This is a genomic window from Methylobacterium sp. 13MFTsu3.1M2, assembly GCF_900112625.1.
Taxonomy (GTDB): Bacteria; Pseudomonadota; Alphaproteobacteria; order Rhizobiales; family Beijerinckiaceae; genus Methylobacterium.
Genome location: NZ_FOMM01000002.1, coordinates 404,151 through 423,263 on the forward strand (window position 1 = coordinate 404,151; position 19,113 = coordinate 423,263).

Annotated in this window: 19 protein-coding genes and 1 tRNA gene; 10 read left to right on the plus strand and 10 right to left on the minus strand. The window is 72.2% G+C overall.

From position 1 onward, the window contains the following. Positions 1-15: 15 nt before the first annotated feature. A complete protein-coding gene (locus tag BM314_RS01915; RefSeq protein ID WP_020091873.1) occupies positions 16-405 on the minus strand; it encodes a YraN family protein in 390 nt (129 codons plus the stop codon). Continuing rightward, positions 402-1,373, minus strand: a complete 972-nt coding sequence (gene rsmI, locus BM314_RS01920; protein ID WP_020091872.1) for a 16S rRNA (cytidine(1402)-2'-O)-methyltransferase — start codon at positions 1,371-1,373, stop codon at positions 402-404. The genes BM314_RS01915 and rsmI overlap by 4 nt, the downstream gene beginning before the upstream one ends. A 134-nt stretch (positions 1,374-1,507) precedes the next feature. On the opposite strand from rsmI, the gene BM314_RS01925 reads away from it, so the two are divergent. Next, a complete protein-coding gene (locus BM314_RS01925) occupies positions 1,508-2,773 on the plus strand; it encodes a penicillin-binding protein activator (RefSeq protein ID WP_091976643.1) in 1,266 nt (421 codons plus the stop codon). On the opposite strand, the gene hemW is transcribed toward BM314_RS01925, so the two are convergent. Genes hemW through rph form a run of 3 tightly spaced genes read right to left on the minus strand, consistent with a single transcriptional unit; the run spans position 2,774 to position 5,327 of the window. Next, entirely contained in the window at positions 2,774-3,961 is a 1,188-nt protein-coding gene (hemW, locus tag BM314_RS01930; RefSeq protein WP_170868017.1) for a radical SAM family heme chaperone HemW, read from the minus strand. A gap of 26 nt (positions 3,962-3,987) precedes the next feature. After that, the gene (gene rdgB / locus BM314_RS01935) at positions 3,988-4,617 is read right to left on the minus strand and encodes an RdgB/HAM1 family non-canonical purine NTP pyrophosphatase (protein WP_020091869.1); all 630 of its coding nucleotides are present in this window, start codon (positions 4,615-4,617) and stop codon (positions 3,988-3,990) included. After that, positions 4,614-5,327 (minus strand): ribonuclease PH, encoded by a 714-nt coding sequence (rph, locus tag BM314_RS01940; RefSeq protein WP_091976644.1) that lies wholly within the window; start codon positions 5,325-5,327, stop codon positions 4,614-4,616. The genes rdgB and rph overlap by 4 nt, the downstream gene beginning before the upstream one ends. A 167-nt stretch (positions 5,328-5,494) precedes the next feature. Here rph and hrcA point away from each other — a divergent pair, with 167 nt between their 5' ends. Then, positions 5,495-6,550, plus strand: a complete 1,056-nt coding sequence (hrcA, locus tag BM314_RS01945; RefSeq protein ID WP_020091867.1) for a heat-inducible transcriptional repressor HrcA — start codon at positions 5,495-5,497, stop codon at positions 6,548-6,550. A 54-nt stretch (positions 6,551-6,604) separates the two neighbouring features. Here hrcA and BM314_RS01950 read toward each other — a convergent pair whose 3' ends face one another. After that, entirely contained in the window at positions 6,605-7,459 is an 855-nt protein-coding gene (locus tag BM314_RS01950; RefSeq protein WP_091976646.1) for a DUF1236 domain-containing protein, read from the minus strand. A 239-nt stretch (positions 7,460-7,698) separates the two neighbouring features. Between BM314_RS01950 and BM314_RS01955 the strand changes: the two genes are divergently transcribed. From BM314_RS01955 to BM314_RS01965, 3 genes are all read left to right on the plus strand, one after another. Further along, positions 7,699-9,063: an MFS family transporter gene (locus BM314_RS01955; protein WP_091677151.1), complete on the plus strand. Its 1,365-nt coding sequence runs from the start codon at positions 7,699-7,701 to the stop codon at positions 9,061-9,063. 82 nt (positions 9,064-9,145) lie between these two features. Further along, a complete protein-coding gene (locus BM314_RS01960) occupies positions 9,146-10,351 on the plus strand; it encodes an alpha/beta hydrolase (protein ID WP_091976647.1) in 1,206 nt (401 codons plus the stop codon). Between the two features lie 54 nt (positions 10,352-10,405). Further along, positions 10,406-10,687 carry a DUF2312 domain-containing protein gene (locus tag BM314_RS01965; RefSeq protein ID WP_020091862.1) on the plus strand — a complete coding sequence of 94 codons (282 nt, stop codon included), beginning with the start codon at positions 10,406-10,408 and terminating at the stop codon, positions 10,685-10,687. A gap of 54 nt (positions 10,688-10,741) precedes the next feature. On the opposite strand, the gene BM314_RS01970 is transcribed toward BM314_RS01965, so the two are convergent. Continuing rightward, on the minus strand, positions 10,742-11,719 hold the full coding sequence (locus BM314_RS01970) for a phosphoribosylaminoimidazolesuccinocarboxamide synthase (RefSeq protein ID WP_091927833.1): 978 nt from the start codon (positions 11,717-11,719) through the stop codon (positions 10,742-10,744). Positions 11,720-11,931: 212 nt separating this feature from the next. Here BM314_RS01970 and BM314_RS01975 point away from each other — a divergent pair, with 212 nt between their 5' ends. Beyond that, on the plus strand, positions 11,932-12,684 hold the full coding sequence (locus tag BM314_RS01975) for a Crp/Fnr family transcriptional regulator (RefSeq protein WP_020091860.1): 753 nt from the start codon (positions 11,932-11,934) through the stop codon (positions 12,682-12,684). A 104-nt stretch (positions 12,685-12,788) separates the two neighbouring features. Here BM314_RS01975 and BM314_RS01980 read toward each other — a convergent pair. The 3 genes from BM314_RS01980 to BM314_RS01990 form a co-directional block, all read right to left on the minus strand. Further along, positions 12,789-12,864 (minus strand) — tRNA-Phe (locus tag BM314_RS01980). A gap of 103 nt (positions 12,865-12,967) precedes the next feature. Beyond that, the gene (gene yacG / locus BM314_RS01985) at positions 12,968-13,153 is read right to left on the minus strand and encodes a DNA gyrase inhibitor YacG (RefSeq protein ID WP_020091859.1); all 186 of its coding nucleotides are present in this window, start codon (positions 13,151-13,153) and stop codon (positions 12,968-12,970) included. Then, entirely contained in the window at positions 13,150-13,803 is a 654-nt protein-coding gene (locus BM314_RS01990; protein WP_091677159.1) for a Maf-like protein, read from the minus strand. The genes yacG and BM314_RS01990 overlap by 4 nt, the downstream gene beginning before the upstream one ends. A gap of 379 nt (positions 13,804-14,182) precedes the next feature. Between BM314_RS01990 and BM314_RS01995 the strand changes: the two genes are divergently transcribed. The 4 genes from BM314_RS01995 (at position 14,183) to BM314_RS02010 (ending at position 19,053) form a co-directional block, all read left to right on the plus strand. Next, on the plus strand, positions 14,183-14,392 hold the full coding sequence (locus tag BM314_RS01995) for a hypothetical protein (RefSeq protein ID WP_020091857.1): 210 nt from the start codon (positions 14,183-14,185) through the stop codon (positions 14,390-14,392). 170 nt (positions 14,393-14,562) lie between these two features. Next, on the plus strand, positions 14,563-14,808 hold the full coding sequence (locus BM314_RS02000) for a hypothetical protein (RefSeq protein ID WP_091976649.1): 246 nt from the start codon (positions 14,563-14,565) through the stop codon (positions 14,806-14,808). A 235-nt stretch (positions 14,809-15,043) separates the two neighbouring features. Beyond that, entirely contained in the window at positions 15,044-16,252 is a 1,209-nt protein-coding gene (gene phaZ / locus BM314_RS02005; RefSeq protein ID WP_091677165.1) for a polyhydroxyalkanoate depolymerase, read from the plus strand. Positions 16,253-16,389: 137 nt separating this feature from the next. Then, positions 16,390-19,053 carry a TIGR02302 family protein gene (locus BM314_RS02010; protein ID WP_244539819.1) on the plus strand — a complete coding sequence of 888 codons (2,664 nt, stop codon included), beginning with the start codon at positions 16,390-16,392 and terminating at the stop codon, positions 19,051-19,053. Positions 19,054-19,113: the final 60 nt, after the last annotated feature.

Below are 19,113 nucleotides of genomic sequence, written 5' to 3' on the forward strand. Positions count from 1 at the left end.
GCCTCGGGCCGCCCGTCAGAGACCCTCGATGGTGAAGACCCGCTCGACATGGGCGGGCCAGGTGCGGGATCCGACGAACACGGCGTCGGCCCGGAACGTCGACCCGGCACACCACGCATTGCGTCCGATCCAGGCGCGGACCGCGCGTGAGAACCGCCGCCGCTTGGCGGCGTCGATCGCCTCCCGGGCATCGTCGCGGCGCGCCCGCGCCTTCACCTCCACGAACACGACGGTCTTCCAGCGCCGGACGACGAGATCGATCTCGCCGCCCGCGACGCTGACGCGCCGGCCGATCGGCCAGTAGCCCTTGAGCATCAGCGCGGCGAGCGCCAGCCACTCGGCGCGGTGGCCGAGCCGGTAGGCGGCGCGGCGCCGGCCGGCCCGGTCCGGCAGGGCCCCGGTCATCCCTGGTCCCGCGCCAGCGCCAGCGCGCGGGTGTAGACGAGGCGCCTCGGCTGACCGGTCTCGTCGGATACGAGGCTGGCGGCATCCTTGATCGAGTGCCGCTCCAGCGCCGCCAGGATCAGGGCGTCGAGGGCGGCATCCGAATCCGCGCTGCGCTCCGGCGCCGTCGCCGCACCGATGATCACCACGATCTCCCCCTTCGGCGGTCCCTCCTGGGCGAAGCGCGCGCTCAGGCTGCCCAACGTATCGCGCCGGATGGTTTCGTAGAGCTTGGTCAGCTCGCGGGTCACGGCCGCCGGCCGCTCCGGACCGAGCACCGCGGCGGCGTCGGCCAGCATGTCGGGCAGGCGATGCGGCGACTCGAACAGGACCAGGGTGCCGGGAACCTGGATCAGCGCCTCCAGGCGGTTGCGCCGCGCTCCGGCCTTCTGCGGCAGGAAGCCCTCGAAGAAGAACCGGTCGGTCGGCAGGCCCGCCGCGACCAGCGCGGTCATCACCGCGGACGGCCCCGGGACGGGCGTGATGGCGATCCCGGCCTCGATGGCGGCCTGGACCAGCTTGTAGCCGGGATCCGAGACGAGCGGCGTCCCGGCATCCGAGACCAGCGCCAGGGCCTCGCCGGCGGTGAGCCGGGCCACCATCCGCTCGCGCACCGCGTCGTTGGAATGCTCGTGATAGGCGAGCAGCGGCGTCGTGATCCCGTAATGCGCCAGTAGGTTCCGGGTGACGCGGGTGTCCTCGGCCAGGACCGCGTCGGCGGCCGCCAGCGTCGCCAGCGCCCGGATGGTGATGTCGCGCAAGTTCCCGATCGGCGTCGCCACGATGTGCAGGCCCGGCGACAGGGGTTCGGTCTCGCTCGCGAGGCCGAAGGCCGTGAAGGTCGTGCTGCGCGGGCGGTCGGGGGCGAGCTTCGGGGACGGAGCTCGGGTCGGGGCGGCGGGCCCCGGGTCGTCGAATCTACGGGTCATCACCGGCGATCTTGCCACACTGGTCGCCTCTCGTCGCGGCGAGGCCGCGTGGCCGGGGGCAAGTCCTCGCCGCCGCGTTTACATTTGAGAATCTGCCGGTCAGGCTGCGGAGCCTGCCCGAAGGAGTACGCGCCATGGCGCGCCCGACAAGCGCGCGGGACCGTCTCGTGCGTGTCACCGCCCAGACCGCCGCGCTCTGCGCGATCCTGCTCTCGCTCGGCGGTTGCGTCGGCAGCGACCTCGCGCGACGCGCGACCGGGCCGCAGGCCGAGCTGTCACCGCCGGCCGCCGTGCCGGATGCACCGGGCGCCGCGCCCGCGGCGCCGTCGATGCCGGCCGCGGGCGGCGGCGGGCGCATCGGGGCGGGCTCGGTGAAGGTCGCCCTGGTGCTGCCGCTGACCGGCCAGGGATCGACCGTGGGGGCCGCCATGCGTAACGCGGCGCAGCTCGCCTACGACGAGGCCCAGCAGCCCGACCTGACGCTCATCGTCGAGGACGACCGGGGCAGTCCGGACGGCGCCCGGGAGGCGACCCAGGAGGCGCTGCGGCAGGGCGCCGAGATCGTCCTCGGCCCGCTCTTCGCCGGCAGCGTCCAGGCCGCCGCGGCCGTCGCCAGGACCGCCGGCAAGCCGGTGATCGGCTTCTCCACGGACGCGACCGTGGCGAACCAGGGCGTCTACCTGCTGAGCTTCCTGCCGCAGCCGGAGGTGGACCGCGTGGTCGAGGACGCGGTCGCGGGCGGGAAAAGGTCCTTCGCGGCGCTGATCCCCGAGACCGCCTACGGCAACGCCGTCGAGGCGGCGTTCCGGGAGGTCGTCGCCCGCAAGGGCGCGCGCGTCGCCGCCGTGGAGCGCTACCCGGCCGGCGCGCCCGGCCCGGCGGTCGAGCGGCTCGCGCGAGTGATCGCCGGGCCCGGCGCCACCGCCGACGCGCTGTTCATCCCCGAGACCGCGGACGCGATGCCCGCCGTGGCGGCCGCGCTGACGAAGGCGGGCTTCTCGCCGGCCCGGGTGCGCCCCCTCGGCACCGCCCTCTGGAACGAGCCGTCACTGTTCGCGGTGCCGGCCCTCCAGGGTGGCCGCTTCGCCGCGCCGGACCGCGTCGGCTTCTCGAATTTCAGCGCGCGCTACCAGGCCCGGTTCGGCGCCGTCCCGCCGCGGGTGGCCTCGCTCGCCTACGACGCGGTGCTGCTCGCCGCGGCCCTGTCGCGGCGCTACGGCTCGCAGCGCTTCGCGGAGAGCACCCTGACCAACGGCCTGGGCTTCGCCGGCGTCGATGGGACGTTCCGGTTCCGGCCGGACGGTCAGAGCGAGCGGTCCCTCGCGGTCTACGAGATCCGCAACAACGCCGCGACGCCCGTCAGCCCGGCGCCCCGGGTTCTCGCCAAGCCGGCGATCTGATCAGGCGGCGAGCTCCGCGACCAGGGCGTTGAGCACCGGCGCCCCCCGCGCCGTGGCGGCGATGCGGCCGCCCGGCAGCCGCTCGAGCAGGCCGTCCCCGATCAGCATGCCGATGCGGTTGCCGTTCAGGGGCCGGCCCTTGAGCGCCGCGTAGCGCTCGGGATCGATCCCCTCGCGCAGGCGCAGGCCCATCACCAGGAACTCGTCGGCCTGGTCGGCGGCCGAGAGGCTCTCGGTCTCGACGATCCCGTGGCCCTCGGCCTCGACGCGGGCGAGCCACGCCTCGGGCGACCGCTCCGTCACGGTTCCGACCCGGCCCTGTCCCGTCACGAGCCGTCCGTGGGCGCCCGGACCGATGCCGGCATACTCGCCGTAGCGCCAGTAAAGCAGGTTGTGCCGCGATTCCGCCCCGGGCCGCGCGTGGTTCGAGATCTCGTAGGCCGGGAGGCCGGCCTTCGCGCAGAGCTCCTGGGTGACGTCGTAGAGGGCGCGACCGACCTCGTCGTCCGGCGTCACCAGCTTGCCGGCGGCGGCGAGCCCGTGGAACGGCGTCCCGGGCTCGATGGTGAGTTGGTAGAGCGAGAGGTGCTCGGCGGCCCGCGCGAGCGCGTCGCTAAGCTCCGCCCGCCACAGGTCCGGCGTCTGTCCGGGCCGCGCGTAGATCAGATCGAAGGAGGTCCGCGCGAAGGCCGACTGCGCCAGGGCGATCGCGCCGAGCGCCTGCGCGGTGTCGTGCAGGCGCCCGAGGGTCCGCAGCGAGGCGTCGTCGAGGGCCTGGATCCCGAGCGACACCCGGTTGACCCCGGCGGCGCGGTAGCCCTGGAAGCGGCCCGCCTCGACGCTCGACGGGTTGGCCTCGAGGGTCACCTCCGCGTCCGGCGCGACCGCCCAATGCTCCGCCACCGCGTCGAGCAGCCCGGCCACGGTCGCGGGCTGCATCAGCGAGGGCGTGCCGCCGCCGAGGAAGATGCTGGTCACGGTCCGGCCCGGCGTGCGGGCGGCGGTGTGGGCGATCTCGGCGCGGAAGGCTGCCAGGAAGCGCGGCTCGTCCACGCCCGCGTGGCGGACGTGGCTGTTGAAGTCGCAGTACGGGCACTTCGCGGCGCAGAAGGGCCAGTGCAGGTAGATCCCGAAGCCCGCGTCGCGGGTCGGATGGTCCGGGCCGGTCGATGACATGATGGCGGGCATGTGAGCGCCCGCGCGCCGTTTGGCAATCAGGCGCCGGGCGCGAGGCAGGCGCGGCTCAGCTCGACGAAGGCCCGCGCCCGGTGCGACAGGCCCCGCCCCTGCTGCCAGTCGACCCCGTGCTTCTCCTCGGCGCTCATCTCGCCGAACGTGCGGTCGTGGCCGTCCGGCCGGAAGATCGGATCGTAGCCGAAGCCTGCGGAGCCCTTCGCGGCGACGAGGTCGCCGAAGACCCGTCCCTCGAACAGCTCGGTGTGCCCGTCCGGCCAAGCCAGCACGAGCGCGGACACGAAGTGCGCCCGGCGCTCGGCGGCGCCGCGCCGGTCGAGTTCGGCGAAGATCCGCGCCATCGCGCCGGTGAAGTCCTTGGTCGCGCCGGCCCAGCGGGCCGAGAAGATGCCCGGCGCGCCGTCCAGGGCGTCGACGCACAGGCCGGAATCGTCCGCGAAGGCCGGCAGACCGGTGGCGTCGGCCGCCGCCCGCGCCTTGATCGCCGCGTTCTCGGCGAACATCGTGCCGGTCTCGTCGGGCTCGGGCAGGCCGAGCTCGCCCGCCGACACCGCCTCGATCCCGAACGGCGCGAGCAGGTCGCGCATCTCGGCGAGCTTGCCGGCATTGTGCGTGGCGATGACCACCTTCCCGGTCAGACGGCGGCTCACGCGAGGGCCTCCTTCTGCAGGGCGACCAGCCGCTCGGTGCCGGCGCGGGCGAGGCCGAGGAGCTCGAGAAGCTGCTCCTGCGTGAAGGGCTCCATCTCGGCGGTGCCCTGCACCTCGACGATGCCGCCCCGGCCGGTGAGCACGAAGTTGGCGTCGGTCTCGGCCGCCGAATCCTCGGCGTAGTCGAGGTCGAGGACCGGCGTGCCCTTGTACAGGCCGCAGGAAACGGCGGCGACGTGGTCGCGCAGCGGATCGACGGAGATGATCGAGCGGGTCCGCATCCAGGCGAAGCAATCGTGCAGCGCCACCCAGGCGCCCGTGATCGCGGCCGTCCGGGTGCCGCCGTCGGCCTGGATCACGTCGCAATCGATCGTGATCTGGCGCTCACCCATGGCCGGGAGGTTGGTGACGGCGCGCAGCGAACGGCCGATCAATCGCTGGATCTCCTGGGTCCGGCCCGACGGCTTCCCGGAACCGACCTCGCGGCGGGTGCGTTCGTGCGTCGCACGCGGCAGCATGGCGTACTCGGCCGTGACCCAGCCCTTGCCGGAACCGCGCAGCCACGGCGGCGCGCGCTCTTCCAGCGACGCGGTGCAGAGCACCCGGGTGTTGCCGAAGCTGACGAGGCAGGAGCCCTCGGCGTAGCGCGAGACCGCGCGCTCCAGGCTCACGGACCGCAACTCGTCGGCGGCACGCTTGGAAGGCCGCATCGCGGGCCCCTTCTGTCGAGAGTGTCGAGGGCCGGGCTCTTAGGCCGCCGCGCCACCGCGGGCAAGCATCGCCGTACGGATTGATCCGCGCGGGACGGTTGGACATGATCGGACCACAGGATGACCCCGTGACACACCCCAGTTCCAACTTCTCGAACGGCCAAGCGATGCAGGCGCTCGCCGCCCTCAACGAGCGTGCCCGGGAGATCTTCCGGCAGATCGTGGAGAGCTACCTCACGACCGGCGAGCCGGTCGGTTCCCGGAATCTCGCGCGCATCCTCCCGATGGCGCTGTCGCCGGCCTCGATCCGCAACGTCATGGCGGATCTTGAGCATTCCGGCCTCATCTTCGCGCCGCACACCTCCGCCGGCCGCCTGCCGACGGAGCTCGGCCTGCGCTTCTTCGTGGACGCGATGCTCGAGCTCGGCGACGTCAGCCAGGACGAGCAGGCGCGCATCGAGGCGCAGATGCGCGCCGCCGCCTCGGGTCACACCTTCGACTCGGCCCTGGCCGAAGCCTCGACCATGCTGTCCGGCGTCTCCCGGGGCGCCGGGGTCGTCCTGACCACCAAGGCGAACGTCAACCTGAAGCACATCGAGTTCGTGCGCCTCGATCCCGCCCGCGCCCTCGTCATCCTCGTCTCGGACGACGGCTCGGTGGAGAACCGCCTCGTGGACCTGCCGGCGGGCCTGCCGGCCGGGGCCCTCCAGGAGGCGACGAACTTCCTCAACGCGCGCCTGCAGGGCCGCACCCTCGGCACGCTGCGCGCCGAGATCGAGGCCGGCCGCAAGGCGATGAAGCGGGAGCTCGACGCGATCACCGAGCGCCTCGTCGATGCCGGGCTCGCCACGCCGGTCGGCCCGACGGAGGCCCGCCAGCTGATCGTGCGCGGGCAGGCCAACCTGCTCGACGACCTGCGCGCGGTCGAGGATCTCGAGCGGATCCGCCTCCTGTTCAACGATCTGGAGACCCAGAAGGACGTGATCGATCTCCTGTCCCGCGCCGAGGGCGGCGAGGGCGTGCGGATCTTCATCGGCTCGGAGAACAAGCTGTTCTCGCTCTCCGGATCCTCGCTGATCGCGGCGCCGTTCCGCGACGGCTCGCAGAAGATCGTGGGCGTCGTCGGCGTGATCGGTCCGACCCGGCTGAACTACGCGCGGATCGTGCCGATGGTCGACTACACGGCGCGCGTGGTGTCGAAGCTCCTGGACGGCGGACGGTAGAGGGCACCGGGCAGAGGATCCGCCCGGCCCACCGATCTTCCTGTGATTGCCCGCTCAGGCCGGGATCACGTCCACGATCTCGTAGGTGTCGGGATCGATGATCACGATGTCGTCGCGGACCAGGACGAAGTCGTAGCCCTCGTATTCCGGCACCAGCTCGATGATCGCCGGCGGCAGCCTGTGGAGCCTGACCGTGCGGGGGATCGCGGTGCCGATCGCCAAGCCGAAAGCCACGTCCCGGAGCGGCGAGACGCCCAGACGCGTGATCGAGCTGCGGAACTCGGTCCGCTGACGGGTGTCGAGGCGGCCGACAGCGCCGCGGACGGCGCCCCGGTCGCGGGCACCGGCACGGCCGTCCCGTTCGCCGGCCGGACCGCGACCGCCGCGCTCGGGACCGGCCGCGTCGCGGTTGCCCCGCTCGGGTCCGGCACCCGGCTCGCGGCCACCCCGATCGCCGGCACCGCGTTCACCCGCACCGCGTTCACCCGCACCGCGTTCACCCGCACCGCGTTCGCCCGCGCCGCGGTCGCCCGCGCCGCGGTCGCCCGCACCTGGATTCGCGGCCGCGCCGCCCCGGTCCGCCGGTCCGTTGCGCTCGGCCGCGCCGCCCGGGCGACCCGGTCCCTCGGCGCCGCGCGGCCCACCCTCGGCACCGCCGGGACCGCGCATCGCCCCGCCTTCGGGCGCGCCGCCCCTCATCCCGCCGCCGGCACCGCCAGCAGGGCCGCCGGCCGGGCCGCCGCCGGACGGACCCGCGCCCGCTCCGGCCCCACCACCCGGGCCGCCGGCGCCGCCGCCCGCACCACCGGGGCCGGCCCCGCCGCCGCCCGGGCCGCCCTGCGCGAACGCCGTCGCCGCGCCGGCGACGACGATGGCGGCCGCGACCGCGTCTCTCAGAACTCGCTTCATGGCCTCTTCCTCCTGCGGTGGTCGGAACGCCATCGACGCCCACGCCGGCCCGCAACGGGGTCCTGAGGCGAACCGTTCCCTCCCGCGGCACTGTGGACCCGCGGCCGGTGACACAGCCCTGCGCTGTCCTCGGCTAAGTCGGATCACGGTCTTGCGATCGGGCGCGTCACCTGTAACGTCGCGCCGCACCAAGAAGAGACCGGCCTCGGCCGGCACCAAGATTGATCGACGGAGACGCCATGTCCGCCTCGCGCGACGATACGATCGGTATCGCACCGAGCGACCTCGATGATGCCGCGGACCGCAAGCGCCGGATTTGGGCGATCGTCGGCTCGTCGTCGGGCAATCTCGTCGAGTGGTACGATTTCTACTGCTACGCGTTCTTCGCGCTCTATTTCGCGCCGGCCTTCTTCCCGAAGGGCGATTCGACCAGTCAGCTCCTGCAGACCGCCGGCATCTTCGCGGTGGGCTTCTTCATGCGGCCGATCGGCGGCTGGCTGTTCGGGCGCATCGCCGACCGCGTCGGCCGTCGGACCTCGATGGTCATCTCGGTGCTGATGATGTGCTTCGGCTCGCTGCTGATCGGCATCCTGCCGACCTACGAGCATGTCGGCACGCTGGCGCCCGTGCTGCTGCTGCTCGCGCGCATGCTCCAGGGCCTGTCGGTCGGCGGCGAGTACGGCACCTCGGCGACCTACATGAGCGAGGTGGCGATCAAGGGGCGGCGCGGCTTCTTCGCCTCGTTCCAGTACGTGACGCTGATCGGCGGCCAGCTCCTCGCCTCGCTGGTCCTGGTGCTGCTGCAGACGGTGATGACCGGTCCGGAACTCACCGCCTGGGGCTGGCGCATCCCGTTCTTCATCGGCGCCGCGCTGGCGGTCGTCGCGCTCTATCTCCGGCGCTCCCTGGCCGAGACGAAGGACAGCAGCGACAAGGAGACCGCCGGCACCTTCGCCGCGCTGGCCAAGCACTGGCGGGCGTTCCTGGTCGTGGTCGCCTACACGGCGGGCGGCTCGCTGAGCTTCTACACGTTCACGACGTACATGCAGAAGTACCTCGTCAACACCGCCGGCATGCCGAAGACGTCGGCCTCGCAGACGATGACGGTTGTGCTGTTCGTCTACATGATCATCCAGCCGATCTTCGGCGCGCTCTCCGACAAGATCGGCCGCAAGGCGAACATGCTGCTCTACAGCGGCCTCGGCACGCTCATGGTGGTGCCGCTGATGACGGCCCTCGGCACCAACAAGGACCCCTACCTCGCCTTCGCGCTGATCACCCTCGGGCTCGCCGTGGTGTCGTTCTACACGGGCATCAGCGGTATCGTGAAAGCCGAGCTGTTCCCCACCAACGTCCGGGCGCTCGGGGTCGGCCTCTCCTACGCGATCGCCAACGCCACCTTCGGCGGCACCGCCGAGTTCGTCGCCCTGTGGTTCAAGGACGCCGGCATGGAGAGCACGTTCTTCTGGTACGTGACCGTCCTGATGGCGATCGCCTTCGTGGCCTCGCTGATCATGCCGAACCCCAAGGTCCACGGCTATCTCGACGGCGCGGGCACCGTCGAGGAGGCGCTGGGGAAGAAGCCGCGCCTCGCCCACGCCTGATCGGCCGCCCGGCTGGACCGGGCCGGACTTTCACGCTGATATGCCTCCCGCCGGGCGCGCCAGACGCCCGCGGGAGGACGCCATGTCGAGGAACGCCGCCGCCGGGACGCTGGCCCTGCTCTGTCTCGCCACCGCATCGCCGTCCCGAGCCGCCGAGCCGGGTGCCGCCGACGGGCCGTTCAGGCCGACGCAGCCCGCGGGCTACTTCTTCGTCGGCGGCCGCTACGCCACCGCGGGCGGCAAGACGACGGCGTCCGGCCAGATGTTCGTGGAGTACCGCGTTCCGGAGCGGGTGACGCAGCCCTACCCGATCGTCCTAGTGCACGGCACCGCCCAGACCGGGACCAACTTCCTCGGGACGCCCGACGGCCGGCCGGGCTGGGCCGACCGCTTCGCCGCGCAGGGCTTCGCGGTCTACGTCGTCGACCAAGTCGGTCGCGGCCGCTCGGGCGGCGACCCGGACACCTACGGCCCCTACGCCCGCCTGCCTGCCGAGGATCTGGAGACGGTGTTCACCGGGCAGGAGCGCTCCGCGCTCTACCCGCAGGCGAAGCTCCACACGCAGTGGCCGGGTGGCGCCGGGATCCGCGGCAACGCCGCCTTCGATCAGTTCTACCTCTCCCAGGTGCCCTACATCGCCAGCGCGCTGCGGAGCGAGGAGCTGGTCGACCCGGCGCTGATCGCCCTGCTGGAGAAGATCGGCCCGGCGATCCTGCTGACGCACTCGCAGGCGGGCGTCTTCGGCTGGGCGGTCTCCGATCAGCGGCCCGACCTCGTGAAGGCGCACGTCGCCGTCGAGCCGAACGGGCCGACCTTCTACGACATCCGCTTCAAGGGCGGCGCGGACTGGTACGAGCGCGTCGGCGAGGCGCGGGCGCGGCCCTACGGCATCACCCGGGTGCCGCTGCACTTCGAGCCGCCGGTGAGCGGCCCGGCCGACCTGACGGTCGTCCAGGCGGAGAGCGCCGCCGCGCCCGACAGGATCCGCTGCTGGCTCCAGGCCGAACCCGCGCGCCGATTGCCGAACCTCGCCCGGGTGCCGGCGGTGATCGTGACCGCCGAGGCGTCGTTCCGGGCGACAATGGACGATTGCACGGCGGCCTTCCTGACTCAGGCGGGCGCGAAGCCGGACCGGCTGGCGCTCGCCGACCACGGCATCCGCGGAAACGGCCACATGATGATGCTGGAATCGAACAGCGACGCCGTGGCGGATGCGATCTCCGGCTGGATCCGGGGCCGGGTCCAGGGCCCGGTCCAGGGCCAAGTCGAAGCACCGGCCCGGCCTTAACCCACCGCTTACCCTGTCGGGCGAGGGTGCCCCCGTCATCCGACGAGGGACTGCATGACCGACATGACCGACACCGTGGGCGTCGCGGGCGACCGCATCCGCTCGATCATCGAGCGCGTGGAACGGCTGGAGGAGGAGATCAAGGACCTGATGGAGGCCAAAAAGGAGGTCTTCGCCGAGGCCAAGGGCGAGGGTCTCGACGTGAAGGTGCTCAAGGAGATCCTGAAGATCCGCAAGCAGGACAAGGACGAGCGCGACGAGCAGGAGACGCTCCTCGACGTCTACCTGCGCGCCATGGACGCGCCGTCGCCGGCCCCGATCGCCGCGGCGGCCTGACAGGCTCCACCGGGTGCGGCGCCGGGCGCCGCACCCCCTGTCCCGACCCCGAGGCTACGCCGCGAGATAGGCGGCGATGTTGCGCCGGATCCGCTCCAGGGGCTCCTCGGCCGGGTCCGGCAGGACGAAGCGCTTGCCCGTGATCGTCTCGTAGGCGCGGATGTAGACCGCGGCGGTCTCCAAGACGACCTCGGCGGGGATCTCAGGGATCGGGTCCTTGTACGGGTCGCAGCGGGCGACGACCCAGTTGCGCACGAAATCCTTGTCGAAGCTCTCCGGAGCCGAACCGGCGGCGAAGCGCTCGGGATAGCTCTGCGCGAACCAGTACCGGCTGCTGTCCGGCGTGTGGATCTCGTCGGCGAGGACGATCCGGCCCTCGGGATCCGTGCCGAACTCGTACTTCGTGTCGGCCAGGATCAGGCCGCGCTCCGCCGCGAGCGCCGTCCCGCGCGCGAACAGCGCCAGGGCCGCCCTCGACACGGTCTCCCACTGCGCGCGCGTCAGCAACCCGCGCTCGAGGATCTCCGCCTCGGTGAGCGGCTCGTCGTGGCCGCCGTCGAACGCCTTGGTGGTCGGCGTGATGATCGCCTCCGGCAGGCGCTGGTTCGGCCGCATCCCGTCGGGGAAGGTGTGGCCGTACATGTCCCGCTCGCCCGCGCGGTAGCGCGTCAGGATCGAGGTTGACGTGGTGCCCGCGAGGTAGCCGCGCACCACCACCTCCACGGGCAGGATCTCCAGGCGCCGGCCGACCACCACGTTGGGATCGGGATAGGCGAGGACGTGGTTCGGGCACAGGTCGGCGGTCTGCTCGAACCAGTAGCGGGCGGTCTGGGTCAGGACCTGGCCCTTGAACGGGATCGCCGCGAGCGCCCGGTCGAAGGCGCTGATCCGATCCGACGTGATGAGGATGCGACGGCCGTCGGGGAGGTCGTAATTGTCCCGGACCTTGCCGCGGTAGTGCCGGGGCAGCTCGGGCAGGGTCGCGTCGCGCAGGACCTGATGCGCGTGCGGGGCGAGATCTGCCGTGTTCATCGGGCTTTCCGTCAGGCTGAACGGCGATCGCGCCGCCGGACTTCTGTGCGCGGACGGGCCGGGAAATTCCAGTCCCGGCCTCACCGAGGGCGCCCGGTGCCGGCCCTCGCCCTGGTCGCGCCCGACCGGGACCCTACACTTACGCGGGGACCAACGACGGTGGACGACCGGCCGCGCGACGCCGAGCGCTTCTGCCGGACGGCCGAGGCGCGATGAACGAGACACCCCAACCGTCGGTCAGAGACCCGTTCCTGCGCCGGATCGAGACCGTGGCCCTGTTCCGGCTGTCCGACGCGGAGCGCGCCGCCCTCGTCGCGCTCCCGCTGCAGGTCGCCCAGTTCGAGCCCAACCAGGACATCATTCGGGAGGGCGACCGGCCGTCCCGGAGCTTCACGCTGCTCAGCGGTATCGCCTGCACCTACAAGTCGACACGCGCGGGCAAGCGGCAGGTGATGAGCTACCACGTCCCCGGGGACGTGCCGGATTTCCAGAGCCTGTTCCTGGAGGTGCTCGACATCAACATCGCCACGGTGAGCGCCTGCCGCCTCGGCTTCGTCCAGCACGACACGGTCCGGGCGATGCTGCGGGCGCACCCGCGCCTCAACGAGGTGTTCTGGCGCGCGACGCTGATGGACGCCGCCCTGGTCCGGGAATGGATGCTCAACACCGGGCGCCGGGAAGCGTATGCGCGGATGGCCCACCTGTTCTGCGAGCTGATGACCCGCCTCGACGCCGTCGGGCTGGCACCCGACCGGACCTGCGACCTGCCGATGACGCAGCCTGAACTCGCTGATGCCCTCGGGATCACATCGGTCCACGTCAACCGGACGATCCGCGATCTCAAAGCCGCCGGCCTCATCACGCTCCGGGGTCGCCGTCTCACCGTCCACGACTGGGCCGGGCTGCAGGAAGCGGCCGAATTCGATCCGACCTACCTGCACCTGCGCGACGCGGAGACGCGCTGATCAGGACGCGCGGACGCCCGCGACCTGCAGCCGAGTATTGTCAGAAAATCGAGGATCCTGCCGCCGGCTCTACCGATCCGATGGTCGGGCGCTCAGCGGGATGATGGTGCCCAGGGACGGAGTCGAACCGCCGACACTGCGATTTTCAGTCGCATGCTCTACCAACTGAGCTACCTGGGCGTCGTCCGCGCCGGTGCCGGCCTCGGACGTCGCGGGGTATAGTGAGTGCTTGGCGGCCTGTCCAGCCTCGCGTGACATCGACGGGACCGGAAGGCCGAAAAATTCAGCGCTCCGGATCCGGCGGGGGCGGCGGCGCGTCGGGATCGAGCTCCTCGGGGATCGCGTAGCGCTCGTTGAGCCAGCGCCCCAGATCGACGTCGGCGCAGCGCTGGGAGCAGAACGGCTGGAACTCTGGCGCGGACGGTTTCCGGCAGATCGGACAGGGCGGCGGCCGGCGTTCGCGGTTCATGCGAGGGCGCCCCACCCGGCCCGCACAGGATACCCCTCGCCGTCGAGCAGGCTCAGGGTCTCGTAGAGCGGCAGGCCGACCACGCCGCTGTACGAGCCGACCAGCTTGACCACGAAGGCCCCGGCCAGGCCCTGGATCGCGTAGCCGCCGGCTTTGCCGCGCCACTCGCCCGAGGCCACGTAGCCCTGGATGTCCCGGCCCGAGAGCCGCTTGAACCGGACGCGGCTCTCGACGATCCGCTCGCGGCGCCCGCGGGGCGAGAGCACGCAGACCGCCGTGTAGACCCGGTGCTGCCGGCCCGAGAGCAGGCGCAGGCAATCCGCGGCCTCGTCGGGGATCTCGGCCTTCGGCAGGACGCGCCGCCCGACCGCGACGACCGTGTCGGCCGAGAGAAGCCAGGTCGGCGTCGTCGTGTCCTCCAGGTGGAGTGCCGCCTCGGCGGTGGCGAGCTTCGTCCGCGCGAGGCGCCGCGCCAGCTCGCGCGGCGGCTCGGCCTTGCGCGGTGTCTCGTCGATCTCGGCGGGCAGGAGCGCCGCGGGCTCGATCCCGATTTGCTGGAGCAGCGCGAGACGGCGGGGCGAAGCGGACGCGAGCACGAGTCGCGCCGTCGGCTCCTGCGTCGCGCCGATCGCTTCAGGTTTGGCGTCCATGATGTCCCGTTCGCACAATCGACCGGAGCCGCGCGACCGGAGCCGTGCGCGCCCTGCGCGGCGGCACTTCGTCGGCCGGGACAGGCTCGATGCGCCTGCCTGATAAGGGAAGGGGTCCGGCTTGTGAACTCGAGCGGGTGCCGACGCCCTGGCGAACGCGCGTGGATTCGCCTGGGCGATCCCGCGCGGCCCGGTGCGTCCGCGGGCAGCGTTGCTCAGGTCTGGCGGCGCCTCGGCGTGACCGGGGGCGCCGGCGAATCCAGCTCAGAGCCCGGCGCGAAAGCGTCCGCAAGAACAGCGCAAGATGTCGAGGCGGCACGTAACCCATCATTAACCACGATCGACCCAGGATGGCGTCACTCCAATGGGATCGTCATCGATGCTGAACGCTGACCCGCTCGTGCCGCGCCCGAAGCTCGTCAATGCGGCCCTGCTCGCCCGCGCCCTCGACGGGCTCCGGCCGCAGGTCGCCTCGCCGGTCGAGATGTGGCAGCGCCTCACCGATCAGTACGTGGTCGACCTCGACGCGGTCGCGGCGCTCCTGCCCGCCGACGAGCCAGAGACGCGCTGGCTTCCCGCCCGCGACTGAGTCCGGCCCGGACGGCGTTGCACCTCTCAAGGGACGCGTCGTGCTGCGCTGGCACATGACGTGCTTCAAGTCTTCAGCAACCGGAGGAAGCGACCAGGCAACGACAACGCGGTGGCTCGCACGCCGGAGCACCCCGCGGACCTTTCGATCACTCGAAGCTGAGGTCCGTCATGTCGGAATTGCTCTCCGTTGCCCTCGTCTGTGCCGGCACGCTGCTGGCCCAGGACTGCTCGCGCGACACCGCCCTCGACGTCATCGTCGCGCCGGCGCACACGCCGATGGAATGCCTGATGCACGCCCAGACGATGGCCGCCCAGGCGAGGTTGCCCGGGGGCAGCGACCGGTACCTCAAGGTCGCCTGCGAGCATCGTCGGAGCGAGTCCGACCCGCGCCCGGTCATTCGCCGCTCCTCGTGACGGCGGGGGTGTGCCGGGCGATTCGGCACACCCGAATGTGATCGGCGCGGCGCGTGGTGCATCAAAGTCACGTCACGACAATTCTTGTTCGCATCCGCCTATCGGACAGTTGCCGCCTCCGGGAACGGGACCCATCCTGCACGGCCACGCTGATGCAACCCTCACTCCGGCATCCGCCAACGTTGCCGCCCCGATGGCCCGCGTGCCGGGCAGGGCTCAAGCGAGTGCCTGCCCGATGCTGTACGACGCGTTCGATCTGCAGACCGACATGGCCGCCCAGACCCGGGCGTGGGGGCGGCTGCTGAACGACATCTGGTCGCCCTGGGTCGGGTGGGGCGAGCCGGCGACCTGGATGTCCGCCGGGGCCCGGATGATGATGCGCGCCGGCCTGACCTTCGCGCGGCCGCCCTACGGCATCGAGTCGGTGAATGTCGGGAACCGGAGCGTCCCGGTCTCCGAGGAGGCGGTCGAGGTCACGCCCTTCGCCACGCTGCTCCACTTCAAGAAGGACATCCACACCGAGCAGCCCAAGGTGCTGATGGTGGCGCCGATGTCGGGCCACTTCGCCACGCTGCTCCGCGCCACCGTGCGCACGATGCTGCCCGATCACGACGTCTACATCACCGACTGGCACAACGCCCGGGATGTGCCGCTCTCCGACGGGACCTTCGGCTTCGACGACTACGTGAGCCACCTCATCCAGTTCCTGCGGACCATGGGCGAAGGCGCCCACATGGTGGCGGTGTGCCAGCCCGCCGTGCAGGCGCTGGTGGCCGCCGCCGCGATGGCGCAGTCGAAGGACCCGGCCGCCCCGCGCAGCATGACCCTGATGGCCGGCCCGGTGGATTGCCGGATCAACCCGACGGGCGTGAACGAGCTCGCGACCTCCAAGCCGATCGAGTGGTTCGAGAAGAACCTGATCGCCACGGTGCCGTCGCGCCACAAGGGGGCCGGCCGCAAGGTCTATCCGGGTTTCGTGCAGGTCTCGGCCTTCATGGCGATGAACGCCAAGCGCCACGTCCAGGGCCACGCCGACCTGTTCTGGCACATGGCCAACGGCGAGCACGACAAGGCCGAGGCGATCGAGACCTTCTACGACGAGTATTTCGCGGTGCTCGATCTCGCCGCCGATTTCTACCTCGAGACGGTCAAGACCGTGTTCCAAGACCACGCCCTGGCCCGGAACGCGGTGTCGTATCGGGGCGAGCCGATCGACCTGCGCGCGATCCGCCGCACGGCGCTGATGACGGTCGAGGGCGAGCGGGACGACATCTGCGCGGTCGGGCAGACCATGGCGGCCCACGACCTGTGCTCGGACCTCGCCCCGTACATGCGGACCCACCACCTCCAGGCCGGCGTGGGCCATTACGGCGTCTTCGCCGGGCGGCGCTGGGAGTCGCAGATCTACCCGCAGGTGCGCAACTTCATCCAGGCGCACAACTGACCGGCGCGCCGGTCGGGCCGCCGTCGCGCCGATTTGACCCGCCGACCCGCGCGGCCCACCATGCTAGGCACGTGTGACGGGGCCCGCCGGGGGCGGCTCCGTGGGCCACTCCTTCGGCGTGAGGCGGAACGGTCGGCGTGATCGGCAGCAACGGCACCGAGAGCAAGACCCGGGTGGGCGGAGCGGACGCGGCGTCCACGCGGCTCGACCGGCTCGTGGCGCAGGCGCGGGCAGCCGCCCTGTGGGAGCAGGCCTGGCCCGTGCTCTGGCGCGGTATCGGCGTCTTCCTGCTCTTCCTGGTCGTCTCCTGGGCGGGCGTCTGGCTCGACCTCACGCCGCTCTGGCGCCAGATCGGCCTCGGCGGCCTCGCCATCCTGCTCGTCGCCGCGCTCCTGCCGCTGATCCACATCGCCCGGCCGGACCGGCGCCTCGCCCTGGCGCGGCTCGACCGCGAGGCCGCCTCCCGCGATCCGAAGCTGCGGCACGGGCCGGCCTCGGCCGCCCAGGACAGCCTCGCCGTCGGCGCCGCCGATCCGGGGAGCCGGCTGCTGTGGGACCTCCACCAGCGCCGCGCCGCGCAGGCGATCTCGGCCCTGCGGGTCGGCCTGCCGCGGCCGGGCATGACCCGGCACGACCCCTTCGCGCTGCGCGCCGGCCTGGTGGTCGCGGCGGTCGCCAGCCTGTTCGTGGCCGGCCCCGAGTGGCGCCAGCGGATCGGCGCCGCCTTCGACTGGCAGGAGCCGGCGGCGCCCGGCCCGAACTTCCGCGTGGACGGCTGGATCGACCCGCCGCTCTACACGCGGCTTCCGCCGCTGCTGATCGCGATGGACGGGAGCGACCAGCACCTGCGCGCGCCGGTCAACGCGCAGCTGATCGTGCGGATCGCCGGCCAGGGCAAGGCCGCGTCCGAGACGACCCTCACGCCCAATGCCGGCCTCGTCCCGGTGCCGGGCCAGGAGGCGCGCGCCGACCTGCGCGAGGAGCGCTACCGCATCGTCGGCGGCGCCGCGCTGACGATCGTCACCCCGGCGGGCAAGCAGCGTCTCACGGTCGACGCGATCCCCGACCGGCCGCCGGAGGTGACCGCCGTGGGCGGCCCCGAGGTGAACGGGCGCGGCACCTTCAACCTGACCTACCGGGCGAAGGACGATTACGGGATCAGCTCGGCCGAGGCGGTGATCGAGCCGCTGAAGTCCGCGCGGGCCCTGGTCCCGGTGCCGCAGTTCAACCTGGCGCTGCCGGGCGACGCGAGCGGCGACACCGATACCAAGACCCTCGTGGACCTCACCGAGAGCCCGTGGTCCGGCGCGAAGGTCCGCTACCACATCGTCGTCAAGGACGAGGCCGGCCAGGAGGGGCGCACGCCGGACACCGAGATCGTCCTGCCGGCGCGGCCGTTCCGCGAACCGCTGGCGCGGGCGCTCGCCGAGCAGCGCCGCCGGCTCGTCATCGCGCCCGACACGGATCGCCGCTGGGTCCAGGGGGCGCTGGACGCCCTGCTGGTCGCGCCCGACACGTACACGCCGCAGCCCGCGATCTTCCTCGGCCTGCGGACCGCGACCGAGCGCCTGCGCCGCGCCCGCACGGATGCCGACCTCGTCGCGGTGGCCGACCTCCTCTGGGAGATGGCCCTCAAGATCGAGGACGGCGACCTGTCGGACGCCGAGAAGCAGCTCCGCCAGGCTCAGGACCGGCTGAAGGAGGCGATCGAGCGCAACGCGCCCGACGACGAGATCAAGCGCCTGACGCAGGACCTGAAGCAGGCGCTCGACAAGTTCCTGTCCGAGATGGCGCAGAAGCAGGGCCGCGAGCCCCGCGAGCAGAGCGAGCGCGGCCAGAACAACGGGCAGACCAAGACCGTCACGCCGGAGGATCTCGACAAGATGATCCAGGACATGGCGGAGGCGATGAAGCGCGGCGACACCGCCGAGGCGCAGCGCCTGATGGAGCAGCTGCGCAACATCCTGGAGAATCTCCAGACCGCCGAGCGCGGCGGTCGCTCCGATCAGGCGTCCCGCGAGATGCAGAAGCAGATGCGCGATCTCGACGCGATGTCGCGCGAGCAGCAGGGCCTGCGCGACGAGACCTTCAAGGACGGCGAGGAGCAGCGCGACGGCCAGCGCCCGCAGAACCGCGGCCAGCCGCAGCAGGGACAGCGCGGCCAGCAGGGCCAGGGGCAGCAGGGCCAGCGCCAGCAGGGTCAGAAGGGTCAGCAGGGGCAAGGTCAGCAGGGGCAAGGCCAGCAGGGTCAGGGCCAACAGGGCCAGAACGGTCAGGGGCAGCAGGGCGAGGGCCAGCAGGGCGGCGTCGGCGAGCGCCAGCAGGCGCTCCGGCAGCGGCTGGAGGACCTTCAGAAGCGCATGAAGGAGAACGGCATGCGCGGCGAGCAGGGCCTCTCCGACGCCGAGGACGCCATGCGCGAGGCCGAGAACGCGCTGAAGGACGGCGATTCGGACGGCGCGGTCGACGCGCAGGGCCGCGCCCTCGACGGCCTCAAGCGCGGCGCCGACGGCATGGCCCAGCAGATGCAGGAGATGGCCGAGGGCCAGGGCGAGGGCCAGCAGGAGGGCGGCCAGCAGCCGGGCCAGCAGGGTCAGGCCGGCGCCCGCGACGACGATCCCCTCGGGCGCCCGACCCGCGGCCGCGACATGAGCGACGGGCGGGTCCGCGTCCCCACGGCCGACGAATCCGCGGTCCAGCGCGCCCGGCGCATCATGGAGGAGCTGCGGCGCAAGCTCGGCGACCCGAGTCGCCCCCGCGAGGAACTCGACTATTTCGAGCGCCTGCTCCGCCGCAACTGAGCGCCCGAGACCTCAACGACGCGCCGAGCCGCATCGCGGCTCGCGCCCCACCCGGATCCC